Here is an 18,571-nt window from a genome sequence, read left to right on the forward strand (position 1 = left end):
ACCAATTAACAGATTTTATAAGATTACATTCATAAGTGTAATAGTTCGGCTTTACATTTCTTAAATTTGCAAACTTGACTTATTGTGCTGTTAGCATATATAATATTTAATAATTACGAGATTAATAGGAGGATTTTGATAATGATCAAGCTTTACGACAACGGTGTATATCTTGTAAACGGTTCTGAAATCGTTGAGGATAATGCACAGGCTTTAGATGCCGTTTTAGCAAAAACAGGCAAAAAAGTCACTAAGGAAGAGGCAGCTAAGGGTACTATGGCTTATGGTATTCTTGAAGCACACAATACTTCAGGCAACATGGAAAATCTTCAGATTAAGTTTGACAAGCTTACTTCGCATGATATTACATTTGTAGGTATCATCCAGACAGCTCGTGCGTCAGGACTTGAAAAGTTTCCTGTACCATATGTTCTCACAAACTGTCATAACAGTCTTTGTGCAGTAGGCGGAACTATCAATGAAGATGACCATATGTTTGGACTTACCTGTGCGAAGAAATATGGTGGAATGTATGTACCACCTCATCAGGCTGTCATACATCAGTTTGCAAGAGAGATGCTTGCAGGCGGCGGAAAGATGCTTCTTGGTTCTGATTCACATACACGCTATGGTGCACTTGGTACAATGGCTATGGGTGAGGGCGGACCTGAACTTGTAAAACAGCTTTTGAACCGTACATATGATATTCCTATGCCGGGTGTCGTAGCAGTTTATCTTACAGGAAAGCCAAATAAGGGCGTGGGTCCTCAGGATGTGGCTCTTGCCATTATAGGAGCAGTATTTGGAAACGGCTATGTAAACAATAAAGTCATGGAATTTGTTGGTGATGGTGTTGCAAATCTCAGTGCTGATTTTAGAATAGGTATAGATGTTATGACAACGGAAACAACTTGTCTTTCATCAATCTGGACAACAGATGACAAGATAAAGGATTTCTATGATATTCACAAGCGTCCGCAGGACTTTAAGGAACTTAAGCCGGATGCAGTTGCTTATTATGACGGTATGGTATATGTTGACCTCAGCAAGATTAAGCCTATGATAGCAATGCCTTTCCATCCAAGCAATGTCTATACTATTGATGAGCTTAACGCAAATCTTATGGATATTCTTGACGATGTTGAGAAGAAAGCACTTGTAAGTCTTGACAATAATAAGGTTAAATATACTCTTAAAGACAAGGTTCACAATGGCAGACTTTATGTAGAGCAGGGTGTCATTGCAGGATGTGCAGGCGGTGGATTTGAAAATATCTGTGATGCTGCTGATATTCTCCGTGGAAAATATATTGGTGCAGATGAGTTCTCTTTAAGTGTTTATCCGTCAAGCCAGCCTGTATTTATGGAACTTGTTAAAAACGGCAGGATTGCAGACCTTATGGAGACAGGTGCTACTATACGTTCGGCATTCTGTGGTCCTTGCTTTGGTGCAGGTGATGTTCCTCCAAACAATGGACTTTCTATCAGACATTCGACAAGAAACTTCCCTAACAGAGAGGGTTCTAAGGTCACAAGCGGTCAGATAGCATCAGTTGCACTTATGGATGCACGTTCTATTGCGGCAACAGCAGCAAACAAGGGTTATCTTACATCGGCAGAAAATGTGGATGTAGATTTCACAAAGCCGAAATACTTCTTTGACAGCACTATTTATGAGAACAGAGTTTACAATGGTGTTGGAAAACCGGATTCTAGTGTTGAGATAAAATTTGGTCCAAACATCAAAGACTGGCCTGCAATGTCAGCACTTACCGATGATATTGTTATCAAAGTCGTTTCAGAGATACATGACCCGGTAACTACAACGGATGAACTTATACCATCAGGAGAAACTTCATCATTCCGTTCAAATCCTTTAGGACTTGCCGAGTTTACACTTTCCCGTAAAGACCCTGAGTATGTAGGTCGTGCAAAAGCAGTTGCAAAAGCTGAAAAGGCAAGAGTTGCGGGCGAAGATATATTTGCGGCATGTCCTGAAGTAAAAGATGTATTTGAAAAGATAAATGCAAAATTTGATGTTAAGCCGGAAAATACACAGATTGGAAGTATGATATATGCCGTTAAGCCTGGTGATGGTTCTGCACGTGAGCAGGCAGCTTCATGTCAGAAAGTTCTCGGTGGTTTTGCAAATATTGCAAAAGAATATGCTACAAAGAGATACCGTTCAAATCTTATCAACTGGGGTATGCTCCCATTTATCTATGATGAGGACGAGCTTCCGTTCAAGAATGGAGACTACATCTTTGTAAAAGATATAAAGAAATCAGTTGAAGACAAGATTGACACTATCAAGGCATATGTTGTCGGTGATGAAATGAAAGAATTTGAGCTTCATCTTGGAAAACTTACAGATGCAGAGCGTGAGATAATCGTTAAGGGATGTCTTATCAATTACTACCGTTCGCAGATGTAATTGTATCTGAGCTATATATTGAAATATAAAGAATGTCTGTGATAAAAGATATTTTGTCACAAATTGATACCATACATTGTCTATAAATGTGTGATATATGACTTTTAGTTTCAATACAGATAAATTTATAAATATTTAAAACTGTCATCCGGGATATATCTGATATATTTTGGATGGCAGTTTGTTATTTAAAAAAACGGAGAATATAAAAGATGAACAATATGAAAGTTAAATTTAAGAGCAGGCTTCTTATAAGTTTTCTCTTAGTCTCGCTTGTATTTTCGGGATGTCAGAATTTATCCGAGATAAGTGATAAATACAGCACTTCATCAGCGGGGTATGAAAGTTCTGTGAAAGACGACAGTTCAGAAAGCAGCAGTAATTCTAAAAATAATGCAATGTCTGGCAAGAGTGGGCTTACACATACCTCGTATAATGGTGAGCCGTACGGAATAATTTCAAATAACAAACCTGATTTTACGAATAAGCAAAAGAAAAGCACGCAGATATTTGAAAATTACAGTGAACTTGACAGTCTTGGAAGATGTGGTGCTGCATTTGCCAATATATGTAAGGAACTTATGCCGGCTACAAAACGAACAGGTATAGGTATGATAAAACCGAGCGGCTGGCAGACTGCAAAATATGCAGGTATAGTTGATGGCAATTATCTCTATAACCGTTGCCATCTTATAGGTTTCCAGCTTGCAGGAGAAAATGCAAATGAGAAGAATCTCATTACCGGAACAAGATATATGAATGTGACGGGAATGCTGCCTTTTGAGGATGAAGTCGCAGATTATGTAAAGAGAACAAATAACCATGTTTTATATAGGGTTACTCCGGTATATAAGGGAAACAATCTTGTGGCTGAAGGAGTTAAGATGGAGGGTTACTCTGTTGAAGATAAAGGCAGGGGAGTATGCTTTAATGTCTTTGTGTATAATGTCCAGCCGAAGATAACTATAGATTATGCTACAGGAAAAAGCAGTCTGTCGGGAGATAAGAGCGAAAATAGTTCGGTGTCTGACAGAAAGAACAGTTATTCGTCAGCACGAAAAAAGGTTTCAAAAGTTCAAAGATATATATTAAATACAAATACGAAAAAATTTCATCTGCCATCATGCAGCAGTGTAAATGATACGCTGATAAAAAACAGAAAATCTTTTAAGGGTGATAGGGAAAAACTTATCAAGGAAGGATATGAACCTTGTAAGAGATGCAATCCGTAAGCGGTCTGTTATTTTAAACTTGCGTATTATCCTAAAAAAAGATATAATTAAAACTTAGAAATGTAATGTATTCTCGGAGTATTCTGAATGAAGAATTTCGAGATGGATTTTTGATATACAATAACATTTTCGCAATACATACAAAGTATGTATGCGTACAAGGTGTGTGCGACGAGAAAATGGAAACAGTATATCAGAAATCCAGCCGAAATGACTCGTTTTGAGAAGATTCTGAGAGTACATATGTATAAAAAAGGAGAAAATTAATGGCAGCGGCTTCAAATAAAAGAATGACAAAAGAAAAAATTGAGGTCAACGATAAAAATAAAAAAGAAAATGAAAGTGTTTTTGAAAGCAATGCTTCAGGAAAAAGCAGACAGAAAACTTCGAGAGCGGGAGCTTCAAAAAAGGCAGGGCATCAGACAGCCGCAAAAACTACAACCAGAAAGAAAACACCGGTAAAGATAGATATTACACATCAGCGTAAAATTCAGGATGTGACTGAATACAGGGACAGGCTTGCATTTGAGACAGGAATTACACTTATTGTTATAGGAATAGTGGCAGTCTTTTTATATATCAGTTTCTTTGGACTTGGCGGAGTGGTCGGAAGAGTTTTTGGTGGAATTTGCTTTGGATTTTTCGGCTGGGCGGCATGGTTTATTCCTCTGGGGATATTTATAGGTTATATATTTACGATGGTAAACAGGGGTGACAGACGAGTTCCCAGAAAAATGGGAGGCATTATTGGAGCCTTTGTATGTATGCTGGCAATAACTGACCTTTTGACCGGAAAAGAGATTATAACTGAATACTATACTTCAAACCATGTTTTACATCATGGTTATTTTGAGTGCATGAATCTTACACTTCAGGATGTTCTTGAGAGTGGAAAGAGCAACGGTGGTCTTATTGGAAGATGGATAAGTTCATTATTAACAAAAGTATGTGGTTCTGTCGGAGCGTGTATTTTGCTGTTTGCACTTTTGCTGCTAAGTGTTTTTGTCTTTGAGGGCATTGAGATTATGGCGGCACTTAGAAAAAGAAATGCATACAGAGAAGAAATGGAAAGATTGTATGGAGAAGTAAAAGATGAAATTGATTTTAGTGAGCCGTCATATACCGTGCTTAGAGGAAAAACAGCAATTAGTCCGCTTGGTGAGCGAAGCAGGTGTAAAGAGGAAAAACAGGAAGAAACAGACATACGCAAAAAGTACAGCCATGCAAGTGAAAATAATATAAAAAGCAAGAACAAATTTGATTATGTTGAGAGAGTACGGGAAAATTCAGATAATGTTATGCAGTCGGTTGATCTTAAAATGATGGGAAAGTTTCTTGATGAACAGAAAAAGAAGCAATCCATTAAAGAAAAAACAAAAAAAGAAAATAAAATAAACAAAGCTGCGGATGTAAGTGAGATTATAAAGGACAGTAACGAAACAGAAAGTATAAGTGAAAAAAGCAGTGCAGATACACAAAATCAAAAGAAAGATACGATTTTAAAAAGCGGTAGCACACTTAATGCTGCTGATTTAAAATCATATGAAAAAAAGCCTGATAAAGAACCGATTCCAATATTCAGGGAAGAGATGAACCAGAAATTTGGTAGAGGTTTTGGGAGTAGTTTAAAACAGCAGGATTCTCCAAAAAATGAGACAATAGTAAATGAGAGTACCGCATATGAGAACTCTGCTTTTTCTAAAGATTATAAACCTGAAATAATAAAGGCGGACAAAGAAGAGGAAGAACGCAGGAAAGCAGCAGAAGAAGCGTCGGCAGCTTCTATGCAGGATTTTGAAACTCAAAAATATGACGATACACAAGTAGAAAAGCATTTTAAAGACGAAAACGATAAAGAGACAGCAGTAGACATCAATGATACTGCGGTAGAAAAAACAGAAGTGAATATGAGTGATGCGGCTGAAAAAGATAAAATGGAAGTCGGTGAAAATCTGTATTCATATGATACCACACAGGTAGAAAGTTATGATACACAGACAGATGTTGAAGCCGAAAATGTGAGTGCAGAGGAAAATAACGATGGCGATGATAATTATAATGATAATGCACTGTTTATAGAACCGAAAGAAGCGGTTTCTTATAAAAAGCCTGAAAGAGCTGATAAACACGGAAAGTTTGGCGGTGATGACTATGTTTCGGCATCAGAGTCATTTAATGCACTGAACAAGACAAAGGTGGAAGAACCTGTTATAGAGAGGGCATATGCATTTCCGCCGATAGAGCTGCTCGGTGAGCCGGTACACAATAATGATTCATTAAGTGACACTGAACTTAGAGAGACTGCTCAAAAATTACAGGATACATTAAAAAGTTTTAATGTTGATGTAAAAATGGGTGCTGTTACCTGTGGGCCTACAGTAACGAGATATGAGCTTTTACCTGAACAGGGTGTGAGAGTAAACAAGATTACCAAGCTCACTGATGATATAAAGTTAAGCCTTGCGGCACAGAGCATCCGTATAGAAGCACCTATACCGGGCAAATCGGCAGTTGGCATCGAGGTTCCAAATCCTACACCAAGTTCTGTTTATTTCAGGGAACTTCTTGAAGGAGAGGCATTTGAAAAAGCTAAGTCACCGCTAACTTTTGCAGTAGGTAAGGACATATCAGGAAAACTTATCCTTACAGATATAGGTAAAATGCCGCATCTTCTTATTGCGGGTGCAACCGGTTCCGGAAAATCCGTCTGCATAAATACGCTTATAATGAGTATTTTATATAAATCCGATCCAAATGATGTTAAACTTATAATGATAGATCCTAAGGTTGTTGAGCTTAGCGTATATAATGGAATCCCTCATCTTATGTGTCCGGTAGTGACGGATGCAAAAGAGGCAGCTGCAACTCTTAACTGGGCAGTTAGAGAGATGAGTGACAGATATAATAAATTTACGGAGCTTGGTGTGAGAAATATTGCAGGATATAATGATAAGATAAAGAAAGTTGAAAATCCTGAAAAGGCGGGCTTTGCAAAGATGCCGTACATAGTTGTTATAGTTGACGAGTTTGCCGACCTTATGATGGTTGCATCAAAAGATGTTGAAGATGCAGTATGCCGTCTTGCACAGCTTGCCAGAGCCGCAGGTATTCATTTGGTGCTCGCAACACAGCGTCCGTCAGTAAATGTTATAACAGGTACGATTAAGGCAAATATACCGTCAAGAATAGCATTTTCGGTATCATCTGCTATAGATTCAAGAACAATACTTGACAGGGGTGGTGCGGAAAAACTGCTTGGAAAAGGTGATATGCTTTTCTTCCCATCGGGTTATTCAGAACCTATCAGAGTGCAGGGAGCATTTGTCACGGATGAGGAAGTCAGTGATGTAGTCGAGTTCCTTAAAAATAACAATGAAGAACCTCAGTATAACGACAAGGTTACTGAAATTGTTGAGGATGAAACAAATGATTCAAAAGACTCTGACAGGGATTCAAAATCTGACAGAGATGAATATTTTGAGGAGGCGGGCAGATTTGTCATAGAGTCTGACAGAGCCGCTGCCGGACAGCTTCAGAGAAAATTTTCAATTGGATTTAACAGGGCAGGAAGGATAATAGACCAGCTTCATGATGCGGGAGTTGTAGGCCCGGCAGAGGGAACAAAACCCCGTAAGGTGCTTATGAGCAAAAATGAATTTGAAATGATGCTTGGCAATGCACCGGAGCCGGTATCTGACGAGGAGATAGATGCTATCTCAGAAAAATTCGGACAGGATTCGGAGAGATTTGTGCAGCAGTAAAGAAAACAGCTATTTATTATAGTACAGTTTAGAAAAGAGGAAAAAATGGGAAACAACATAAATGATGGATATGCAGACAGTAACAGGCTTTCGGATAAAGCACTGCTTATCTATAATGATTTTTTGCACAGCGGCAAATTTCTAACGCATTATAAATGGCTTAAAAACGCCGCCGAGACTTACGATATAAAGCTTGAACTCATGGGAAATTCCGAATTTCTGTGTTCGTATGGAACTTCTTTTGACAAAGAGCTTATCGAAACTCTTGAAAAATACAGGTTTATCCTTTTCTGGGATAAAGACATAAGACTTGGAAAGAAGTTCACGAACATATGCAAAAAGATTAACATTCCTATCTATAACAATATCCGTGCGATAGCTGACTGTGATGATAAATCTGCAACATATGAAAAGATAGGGCAGTGGAATGACTTGCACGATACTTTGGAGCAGATAAAAATGATTCCGACGATAGTTGCACCTATGACATACGAAAATATAGGATATACGGACATGAATTTTTTGGATAAAGTTGCTGAAAAGTTTGGTTTTCCGCTTGTGATAAAAGAATGTTTTGGTTCATTTGGTATGCAGGTATATATGGCTCATGATATGGATGAACTTAAAAAGAGAGTCAGTGATATAGGCGGAAAACCTATGATATTTCAGAAGTTTATAGAAAAAAGCAGTGGATTTGATGTAAGACTTCAGGTCGTAGGTGATGAAGTGGTGGCTGCAATGTACCGATATACAGATGATGGAGATTTCAGAGCCAATATAACGCATGGCGGTAAGATGAAAAGTTATGAACCGGATGCAAGTGAGATAAAGCTTGCGACTGATACGGTAAAGTCGTTAGGACTTGATTTTGCCGGAGTTGACCTATTGTTTTCAAATGGTGCAGATATGCCTGCCGATATGGTATGTGAGGTAAACTCAAATGCTCATTTTAAAAATATATTTGAGTGCACAGGCGTAAATGTTGCTGATGAAATAATGAAATATATAATGTCACACTGAAAATGCACACAAAAACATAGGTTTGAGAGAGTTTTTGATAAATATTACATTTATAATTAGAAATTAAAATTGTTTATATAAACAGAATGGAGAACAAGTGAAAACAGCATATATTATTTATTATGATAAAGAAGCTCAGAAAAACAGCGGTTTTATAGAAATGCTTATGACAGAGTTTTTTAAATATGATATAGTTTTAGAATATGTATCTTACGAAGTCACGGCTGCAATGTCCGGCGATGTGTTTAAAAACAGTTTTAATGATGCTGTTTTTGTTATAAACCGCACAAGGGAGTACAGGCTAAGCAAAAGATTTGAAGATATAGATATAAAAGTTTTTCATTCCTCTAAGATAACTGAACTTGGAAATAACAAATACAAGACTTACTGTTATCTGAAAGATTATTTTAAAAGAAAAGGTTTTGAACCTGAAAATCAAAAAGAATGGATAGCAGATACGGTTTTTGTAAAAGCCGATGAGCTAAAACAGACAATAGATAAATACAACGGAAATGATTTTGTGATTAAATCTGTTGACGGACACGGCGGCAGTGAAGTTTTTCTGTTGGAAAGTTGTGTATATGAAAAGCTTAAGGGACATGACTGCATTTTGCAAAAACGCATAGACAGTGACAGCAACGATATAAGGGTTTATATACTATTTGGCGAGATATATGCGGCAGTATTAAGACATGGAAAAGACGGTTTCAAGTCAAATTTTTCTCTTGGTGGAAGTGTCTCAGAATATTTCCCGGATGAAAAACAGCGTAATTTTATCGAAAATTTTATTGAAGCTTTCGGAAAGGATGAGCTTAAAATGGCAGGAATAGATTTTATACTTACAAGAGACGGCAGACTTGTTTTTAATGAACTGGAAGAAATGGTCGGTTCACGAATGTTGTATAATTGTTCAAAACATGATATAGTAAAAGAATATGTAGAACTTGTACAACGAAAATTAAATCTTTAATAATTGATACTTCATGCTCAATGTATCAGAAATTTAATTTCTATTGTACTGATTTCAAAAAATGAAGTAAATATTCTGCGATAATTACAGAATATTTAAGAGACAAAAATTATTTACAAATAAAATTGCAATATCTTATAAAATACGATGCTTATGGTATCAGTGTATTTTATGTGAAGACTATGCAGGAAAGAGGTTACAGGATGAAAAGTGATATTGAAATCGCACAGGAAGCGGAACTTATTCATATTCGCGAGGTTGCAAAACAGCTTGGGATTGCAGAAGATGACTTAGAGCTTTATGGCAAATACAAAGCAAAAATTTCAGATGAGCTTTGGGAACAGGTAAAAGACAGGGAGGACGGTAAGCTTGTTCTTGTCACAGCCATAAATCCGACACCGGCAGGTGAGGGAAAGACAACAACATCTGTAGGTATCGGTCAGGCTATGGCAAAGCTTGGAAAGAAAGCAGCTATTGCACTTCGTGAGCCGTCACTTGGACCATGTTTTGGTATAAAAGGCGGGGCAGCCGGTGGCGGATATGCACAGGTTGTACCTATGGAAGACTTAAATCTTCATTTTACGGGAGATTTTCATGCGATAACATCGGCAAACAATCTTTTGGCAGCTATGCTTGATAATCATATCAAACAGGGCAATAAACTCGGGATTGATACAAACCAGATAGTATGGAAACGCTGTATGGATATGAATGACCGTGTTCTCAGAAATATTGTGGTAGGACTTGGAAGACCGGTGGACGGTGTTGTTAGAGAAGACCACTTTATCATATCTGTTGCTTCAGAGATTATGGCTATACTCTGTCTTGCCGACAATATGAAAGATTTAAAAGACAGACTTGGCAGAATGATAGTTGCATACAATTATGAGGGAAAGCCTGTTACGGCAGCCGAGTTAAATGCGGTCGGAGCTATGGCGGCACTTTTAAAAGATGCTATCAAACCAAATATGGTTCAGACATTGGAGCATACACCTGCATTTGTGCACGGAGGACCTTTTGCAAATATAGCACACGGATGTAACAGCGTGCGTGCAACAAAGACAGCACTTAAACTTGCAGACTATACTATTACTGAGGCCGGTTTTGGTGCAGACCTCGGTGCAGAAAAATTCTTTGACATAAAATGCCGTATGGCAGGTCTTAAACCTGATGCGGTTGTACTAGTGGCAACAGTAAGAGCATTAAAATACAATGGCGGAGTGCCAAAAGATAAACTTTCAGAAGAAAATCTTGACGCATTGAAGAAAGGTATCGTAAACCTTGAAAAACATATCGAAAATGTTGCTAAATTTGGAGTTCCTTGCGTTGTTACACTCAACAGATTTGTGACGGATTCAGATGCTGAACTTGAATATGTAAAGAATTTCTGTGAGGAGCGAAATTGTGACTTTGCACTCTCAGAAGTATGGGAGAAAGGCGGAGAAGGCGGAGTTGAACTTTGCAAGAAGATTATCAACACACTTGAGACAAAAGAAAGCCATTTCAAACCGCTCTATGATATAAATCTTTCTATCAGAGAAAAGATTGAGACTATTGCAAAAGAGATTTACGGTGCTGCTAGTGTTACCTATGACGCAGCCGCTGCAAAATCCATTGACAGACTTGAAGAACTCGGTTATGGAAATACACCTATTTGTATGGCAAAAAATCAGTATTCATTATCTGATGATGCAAAGAAGCTTGGAAGACCTGAAAACTTCAATATAAATATCCGTGAGGTTTATGTTTCAGCCGGTGCAGGTTTTGTGGTTGCAATCACTGGTACTGTCATGACAATGCCGGGACTTCCGCTTCATCCGGCCGCTGAGAGGATAGATGTAAATGATGATGGAGTTATTATCGGATTATCATAAGTCTGACAATGTTTAGACACAATAAAAATGTATAATATATAAAAAACAAAATAACAAAATTGTCAAATTTCAAAAAGGTTACTATTATACAGCTATGTATGTGGTAACGAAAGACGAAAAGGAGTGCAGGTCTTTTAGAACTGCACTCCTTGAGTTTATCATAGGGAGGTTTTAGATGAAGTTTATCATTTATATAAAAGAAAGGACCGGTTTATTTTTGATGCTTATGGTAATCGGTGTAATCCTTTCTTACAGTGGAACGGAACAAGCATCGGCACAGAATGTATATGTTGATGACCAGGGCTTTTATTATACGGAAAATACGGATGGAACATTTAATGTTGCGGCATATCAGGGAGAGGGAGGTTCGGTGACTATACCTGAGCGTATTAATGATGGACAGGTTGTTTCGATTCTTGATGGAGTGTTTTATAAGAATTCTACTATTACAAATGTTTATATTCCGGATACGATAACAACCATAGGAATAGATGCATTTGGTTATTGTACTAAATTAAAAAGTGTAAGACTTCCGCAAAAACTCACTGCCATTCCTATGGAGTGTTTTGTTTATTGCTCTTCATTGACAAAAATCACGCTGCCGTCATCATGCAGCCAGATAGGATATAATGCATTTTCAGCCTGCAAAAATCTTTATCAGGTAAATGTGACAAAAAATGTTAAGTCGATAACATCTTCATCATTTACTGATTGCAATAAAAAAAGACTTACGATAGTTGCACCTAAAAATTCATATGCGGTAAAATATGCAAAAAAATACAGTATAATGACAACCACTTCAAAGGCTACAAAGCTTTCAAATAAAAGTAAGAGTATGATAGCAAAAGAAAAGTTTCAGCTTTATTTGTATAATCCGTCAAAGAGCATAAAATGGAAAAGTAATCACTCGTCGATTGCATCTGTAAACAGCAGCGGAAAGATTACCGCAAAAAAGAATGGAAAGGTTACCATAACTGCGATTTGCAATGGTAAAAGTTACAGTTGTAAGATTACGGTTAAAGCTAAAACAAACAGTTCAACATTGCGTGTCATATATAAGCAGTATGTAAAACCGGGCATGAGTGATTATGAAAAGGTAGTTGCCGCACACAAGTGGCTTATACAGAATGTTAAGTATGACAAAAGACTTTATACGACCGGAACAGTCCCTTATGTAAGCCATACGGCAAAAGGTGCGTTTAAATACGGAGTAGCGGTTTGTGATGGTTATTCAAAGGCATTTATGACGATTATGGAGCATTATAATATTCCGTGCATGATGGTAACCGGAGGTCAGCACGCATGGAATCTCGTCAAGATAAAAAATAAATGGTATCATGTTGACTGTACCTATGATGATCCTATTGTAAACTGGAGTTTTAATAATACTCATGTATATAAGACATATTTTTTGAAAACAGATGCGTATATGGCAAAGGACCATACATGGCTTAAAAAGTATTTTCCTAAGGCAAAATCTACATCAGTTGATAAAAATTATAGGACAAAATAGATTTTTAATAGTATGTTAGCTGTTATTGAAGCATATCAGGAGTGGGACAAGCTGCTTTACTGACAGCGAAAAAAACACCCCAAAAAGCATTGTTTATATGTAATGTTTTTTGGGGTGTTTTAATAAAAATATGTTTTTAATAATACTACCTGTATAATGTGATAATAAGCACATAAATGTGGTGCAGTATTAAGAGTATCTAATTAGTTTCCTTTAAATTTGGACTCGCAGTAAACACATCTGTATATTCTGTGTTCACGGTTTGTAAGCTTAAATTTGTGTGGAAGTTCCTGCTCTATGGATGTTATGCAGCGTGGGTTTTTACATTTTATTATGTTTGTTACCGTTTCCGGTAATTCAAGCAAATGCTTTCCGACTATTTTATTATCTTTTATAATATTGATAGTAATCTTATGGTCAAGAACTCCTAATACATTCAGGTCTATATTGAGATTACCCTCAATTTTGATTATGTCTTTTTTGCCCATTTTATTGCTTTTGGCATTTTTAATGATAGCAACCTGGCAGTCCATTTTTTCGAGATTGAGATATTCATATATCTTCATGGCTCCGCCCGGCTGTATATGGTCTATAACGATTCCTTCTTTTAAACCGCTGATATTAAGCATGGTATAATTCCCCTTTCTTTATTTTCTGATATGGTTTAGCATTTATCTTTAAGACCGAGCAATGTAATGATAAGTGCCATTCTTGCATATACTCCATAGTGAACCTGTTCAAAATAAACAGCTCTCGGATCATCATCGACATCAGTAGATATTTCGTTTACACGCGGGAGAGGATGGAGAACATACATATCATCCCTTGCCAGTTTCATTTTTTCACGGTCAAGTATGAAGCTGTCTTTTAATCGTATGTAATCTTCCTCGTTGAAGAAGCGTTCACGCTGAACCCTTGTCATGTAGAGAATATCAAGTTCAGGCATATATTTTTCAAGCTCATTAGTCTCTATATATTCAATATTCTTTGCGTCTAAGACTTCCTGTCTGAGATAATCAGGTATCTTCAGTTCGTTTGGAGATATGAGAATAAAGCGTACATTTTCATATCTTACCATTGCATTGATAAGAGAGTGTACTGTACGGCCAAACTTAAGATCTCCGCACATACCTATAGTCATATTGTCAAGACGGCCTTTGAGGGATTTGATAGTAAGAAGATCTGTAAGTGTCTGGGTCGGATGATTGTGACCGCCGTCACCTGCGTTTATAACAGGAATTTTAGAGTACATTGATGCAACTGTAGGTGCACCCTCTTTAGGATGGCGCATGGCACATATGTCGGCAAATGACGAAATAACTCTGATAGTATCTGCGACACTCTCTCCTTTTGACGCTGAGCTTGAATCAGCCGAAGAAAAACCAAGTACCTTACCACCGAGATTAAGCATTGCTGATTCAAAACTAAGACGGGTTCTTGTACTTGGTTCGTAAAATAAAGTGGCTAATTTCTTTCCATCACATACATGGGAATATTTTTCAGGATTCTGCATAATAGCTTGTCCTAAGGATAAAATTTCATCTAATTCTTCAATAGATAGATCAAGTGGACTTATTAAATGTCTCATGGTTACCCCCTATAAAATGTATTTTTCTAATTTTACTACAATGATTAAAAGTATTCAATAGTGATAAATAAAAAAATGAAAAAAATTGTAACAGCTCAGCCATAAAAATTGAATTTAATTTATTGAAATGGGAAATCTTATCAATAGCAGATATTGATTTATCAGAATGGTTAGTGTAAGCTAACTATCGAAAAGACTTGTATCAGGCGTACATGAATATAAGTCGGTGTTTTAGTTGGTAAAGTCGTTGCGTGCAGATGGTTCAATATCTGCTGTAATATATTTGCGGTATCAATTATATTCTGTTACAAACTAATAGCTATAGTACGCAGAAAAGAGGTAATGATGACATATTTAGAGATTGAAAAGGTAGTAGGCAGAGAAATTCTTGATTCAAGAGGAAATCCGACAGTTGAGGCAGAGGTTCATCTTATTGATGGAACAGTAGGCAGGGGAACAGCACCGTCCGGGGCATCGACAGGTGAATTTGAGGCACTTGAATTAAGAGACGGAGATAAAGAAAGATATTTAGGCAAAGGTGTCACAAAGGCGGCAGCAAATATTAACACAACAATTAATGATGTGCTTACCGGAATGGACGCATCAGATATTTATGCCGTTGATGCCGCAATGATAAAGGCTGACGGAACAAAGGGAAAGACAAAACTTGGTGCAAATGCTATTTTGGCGGTATCTATCGCCTGCTGCCGTGCGGCAGGCACAGCACTTGAAATTCCTCTCTACAGATTTTTAGGTGGAATTTCAGGAAATAAACTTCCGGTTCCTATGATGAACATCGTAAACGGCGGCTGCCATGCACTTTCGTCAGGACTTGATGTTCAGGAATTTATGATAATGCCTGTCGGAGCACCTTCATTTAAAGAGTGTCTCCGCTGGTGTGCAGAGGTATTTCATGCGTTAGCAGCTATCCTTAAGGAGAGAGGACTTGCAACTTCAGTAGGTGATGAGGGAGGATTTGCTCCTGCTCTTAAATCTGATGAGGAAGCTATCGAGACTATTCTTGAAGCCGTTAAAAAAGCTGGTTATGAACCTGGAAAAGATTTCCGCATCGCAATGGATGCTGCTTCATCTGAGTGGAAAACAGGTACAGTCGGAGAATATAAACTTCCAAAGGCTGGAACTGTCTATACATCTGAACAGCTTATTGAGCATTGGAAATCTCTTGTGGAAAAATATCCTATTATCTCAATCGAGGATGCACTTGACGAAGAGGACTGGGAAGGCTGGCAGAAACTCACAAAAGAACTTGGTGACAAAGTTCAGCTTGTCGGTGATGACCTTTTTGTCACAAACACTGAAAGACTTTCAAAAGGTATTAAACTCGGCTGCGGAAATTCAATCCTTATCAAGCTAAATCAGATTGGTTCTGTTTCAGAGACGCTTGAAGCAATTAAGATGGCTCATAAAGCAGGATATACGGCTATAAGTTCACATCGTTCAGGTGAGACTGCCGACACGACTATTGCAGACCTTGCCGTGGCTTTAAATACCTGCCAGATAAAGACAGGCGCTCCAAGCAGAAGTGAGCGTGTCGCTAAGTATAACCAGCTTCTCCGTATTGAAGAAGAACTCGGCGAGAGTGCGGTATATCCGGGAATGGATGCGTTTAATGTAAAATAAAATGTAGTGTTTCCGTCATAAAAAGTGGCTGGAAATACAATAAACTTATATAAATCAAAATCCACTCTTGAAAAAACAAAATAAAAGTAATAAGATAGGCAGGGGCAAAAAGTTGATTTTTGCTCTTGTTTGTCTTTGTATAGAAAAAAGGAAGGATAAAAACTTGTATTTTCGGATAATTAAGTGTTGATTTTATATATTTTGAAAGGATTTTGATAAAAATGAGTAGTGTTACAGTTAAGAAAAATAAACAGATGGATATGTTAAATGGAAGTCTGACGGATAAGATACTTATATTTGCGATACCTATAGCACTTAGCAGTATATTACAGCAGATGTTTAATGCCGTTGATGTGGCGGTGGTCGGAAGATTTGCGAGTAGTACGGCACAGGCGGCAGTCGGCGGAAACGGAGCACTTATAAATCTGCTGTTAAATCTTTTTATAGGGATTTCAGTCGGTGCAAATGTTGTCATTGCAAAATACATAGGACAGGGCAGGACTAACAGGATAAAAGGTGCGGTGCATACGGCAATGCTCATTGCATTTTTTAGCGGTATCATATTGCTTGTACTTGGTATCTCAGTTGCAAAGCCGATACTTGAGCTTATGGGAACACCTTATGATGTTATAGACCAGGCGGTGCTTTATCTGAGGATATATTTTGCAGGAATGCCGTTTATAATGGTTTATAACTTTGGGGCTTCAATATTAAGAAGTATCGGGGATACCAAAAGACCGCTTATCTGTCTTGTTGTTGCAGGAGTGACAAATGCCGCAATAAACCTTATACTGGTAATCGTTTTTCACATGGGTGTTGCAGGTGTAGGTATAGGAACTGTTGTTTCCAATATGATAAGTTCTTCTATGATAGTCTATTTCCTCATAAAAGAAAAAGACCCTATAAAACTTTATCCGAGAGAACTTAAGATACATAAGATAGAACTTATAAGAATGTTAAAGATTGGTGTGCCGGCTGGACTTCAGTCAATGGTATTTTCATTTGCAAATGTGTTTATACAGGCAGAGTTAAACAAATACGGTTCAGATGCGGTTGCGGGTTCGGCAGCAGGTCTTAATTACGAATATATAGCGTACTTTGTGATTTCGGCTTTCAATCAGGCAACGATGACATTTACAAGCCAGAACTTTGGTGCGAAAAAATATGACAGGTGCAAGAAAATATACAGAATAACAATGACACTTGCGGTAGCCGTCACCATAATAATGTGCGGATGTTTTCTGTTGTGGAAAGGATTTTTTATAGGGATATTCACATCAGAGCCCAAAGTAGCACATTATGCGTCAGTAAGAATGATGCGTCTTTTAAGCTTTTATTTCCTTATCCCTACATATGAGATAGCAGGTTCAACATTAAGAGGAATGGGATACTCTATGACACCTGCTGTTATAACGGTGTTTGGAACATGTGTTTTCAGACTTGCATGGATTTATACCGTGTGCAGAAAGTTTAAAGGTTTTGAAGTCCTGATGAATGTTTATCCGGTTTCATGGGTTATAACAGGCTCACTGGTGCTTTTGAGTTATTATGTCATAAGAAGAAAGGTATTTAACAACAATACTGCAGGATAATAACTCAGATTTAGCGGTATTTCAGATATTCAATAAATTTCTTTGTTGCAAGTGATGCGTTTTTGCTGCTTTTTAGTGCAAGACCTATCTGTCTTTTTGCCGGGACATTAAGAGGTCTTGTCACGATATTAAAAGGTTTTTTTTGCAATATAAGCTCAGGCAGGATACTTACACCGAGTCCATGTTCGACCATTGACATGATGGCATAGTCATCCCATGTCGTAAATTGTGTATTCGGTGTAATATTATTTTCCTTAAAGATTTCAGAGATTTCAGTGTTTTTATCTTTTTCAAGCAGCATAAAGGGTTCCTTTGAAAGGTCTTTCAAAGGAATTTTATCATATTTTAGAAGTGGATGTTTATTTGGCAGTATCGCAAGAAAAGCATCCTCCTCAAGAAAAATTGTTTCGATTCCAGGAGAAGCGGGCAGACAGATAAAACCGCAATCGACACGACCGTCTGTTATCCAGCTCTCTATCTCATCGTAATCACCGATAAGAAGTTCATATTCAATATTCGGATAATCCTTTTTAAATTCCATTATGATATTTGGAAGCCAGTAGGTCGCGACACTTGAGAAGGTACCTATTCTTATAATGCCTGATGAGAGGTCATTTAAGTTGTCGGCTTCCATCTGTAATCTGTCAAAATCATCACACAGTTTCTTGGCAAAAGGAAGAAGTCTTAATCCGTCAGATGTAGGTTTTACACCGGAATGGTCTCTTTCAAGTAAACACATATTCCACTCCTTTTCAAGGTCCCCAATCATTCTGCTGATGCCCGACTGGGAATAATTTAAAATTTCCGATGCTTTAGTAAAACTTCCATATTCAACTGTTTTGACAAACGACATATATTTCTGAATGTTCATTTCCATAATGGTATTTCTCCGTTCGTATTTATTTAACACTATCAATAAAGCAGCAGAGTGAATTGCAAATATCCGC

At 37.5% G+C, this 18,571-nt stretch carries 12 protein-coding genes; 9 read left to right on the forward strand and 3 right to left on the reverse strand.

What is annotated here, in order from left to right:
• Nucleotides 1–141 precede the first annotated feature (141 nt).
• The 7 genes from DW721_RS04435 (at nucleotide 142) to DW721_RS04465 (ending at nucleotide 12,803) form a co-directional block, all read left to right on the forward strand.
• Nucleotides 142–2,433 carry a hydratase gene (locus DW721_RS04435; protein ID WP_182436209.1) on the forward strand — a complete coding sequence of 764 codons (2,292 nt, stop codon included), beginning with the start codon at nucleotides 142–144 and terminating at the stop codon, nucleotides 2,431–2,433.
• A 212-nt stretch (nucleotides 2,434–2,645) separates the two neighbouring features.
• Complete coding sequence (locus DW721_RS04440; RefSeq protein ID WP_243035940.1) at nucleotides 2,646–3,665, forward strand: DNA/RNA non-specific endonuclease; 1,020 nt, start codon at nucleotides 2,646–2,648, stop codon at nucleotides 3,663–3,665.
• A 266-nt stretch (nucleotides 3,666–3,931) separates the two neighbouring features.
• Complete coding sequence (locus DW721_RS04445; RefSeq protein WP_243035941.1) at nucleotides 3,932–7,426, forward strand: DNA translocase FtsK; 3,495 nt, start codon at nucleotides 3,932–3,934, stop codon at nucleotides 7,424–7,426.
• Between the two features lie 45 nt (nucleotides 7,427–7,471).
• Nucleotides 7,472–8,446, forward strand: a complete 975-nt coding sequence (locus DW721_RS04450) for a RimK family alpha-L-glutamate ligase (protein WP_118744957.1) — start codon at nucleotides 7,472–7,474, stop codon at nucleotides 8,444–8,446.
• 97 nt (nucleotides 8,447–8,543) lie between these two features.
• Nucleotides 8,544–9,416, forward strand: a complete 873-nt coding sequence (locus DW721_RS04455) for an ATP-grasp domain-containing protein (RefSeq protein ID WP_118744958.1) — start codon at nucleotides 8,544–8,546, stop codon at nucleotides 9,414–9,416.
• A 203-nt stretch (nucleotides 9,417–9,619) separates the two neighbouring features.
• Nucleotides 9,620–11,290, forward strand: coding sequence for a formate--tetrahydrofolate ligase (locus tag DW721_RS04460; RefSeq protein WP_118744959.1), 1,671 nt, complete (start codon nucleotides 9,620–9,622; stop codon nucleotides 11,288–11,290).
• Between the two features lie 175 nt (nucleotides 11,291–11,465).
• Nucleotides 11,466–12,803 (forward strand): leucine-rich repeat protein, encoded by a 1,338-nt coding sequence (locus tag DW721_RS04465; protein WP_118744960.1) that lies wholly within the window; start codon nucleotides 11,466–11,468, stop codon nucleotides 12,801–12,803.
• A gap of 203 nt (nucleotides 12,804–13,006) precedes the next feature.
• On the opposite strand, the gene DW721_RS04470 is transcribed toward DW721_RS04465, so the two are convergent.
• Complete coding sequence (locus DW721_RS04470) at nucleotides 13,007–13,432, reverse strand: aspartate carbamoyltransferase regulatory subunit (RefSeq protein WP_022015545.1); 426 nt, start codon at nucleotides 13,430–13,432, stop codon at nucleotides 13,007–13,009.
• Nucleotides 13,433–13,467: 35 nt separating this feature from the next.
• On the reverse strand, nucleotides 13,468–14,391 hold the full coding sequence (pyrB, locus tag DW721_RS04475) for an aspartate carbamoyltransferase (RefSeq protein WP_022015546.1): 924 nt from the start codon (nucleotides 14,389–14,391) through the stop codon (nucleotides 13,468–13,470).
• A gap of 345 nt (nucleotides 14,392–14,736) precedes the next feature.
• Between pyrB and eno the strand changes: the two genes are divergently transcribed.
• Complete coding sequence (gene eno / locus DW721_RS04480) at nucleotides 14,737–16,032, forward strand: phosphopyruvate hydratase (protein ID WP_118744961.1); 1,296 nt, start codon at nucleotides 14,737–14,739, stop codon at nucleotides 16,030–16,032.
• Nucleotides 16,033–16,253: 221 nt separating this feature from the next.
• On the forward strand, nucleotides 16,254–17,624 hold the full coding sequence (locus tag DW721_RS04485; RefSeq protein WP_243035942.1) for an MATE family efflux transporter: 1,371 nt from the start codon (nucleotides 16,254–16,256) through the stop codon (nucleotides 17,622–17,624).
• Nucleotides 17,625–17,634: 10 nt separating this feature from the next.
• Here DW721_RS04485 and DW721_RS04490 read toward each other — a convergent pair whose 3' ends face one another.
• Nucleotides 17,635–18,501 (reverse strand): LysR family transcriptional regulator, encoded by an 867-nt coding sequence (locus DW721_RS04490; protein ID WP_022015549.1) that lies wholly within the window; start codon nucleotides 18,499–18,501, stop codon nucleotides 17,635–17,637.
• Nucleotides 18,502–18,571: the final 70 nt, after the last annotated feature.

Origin of the sequence: Clostridium sp. AM27-31LB, assembly GCF_003480745.1 — a bacterium.
GTDB lineage: Bacteria > Bacillota > Clostridia > Lachnospirales > Lachnospiraceae > Butyribacter > Butyribacter intestini.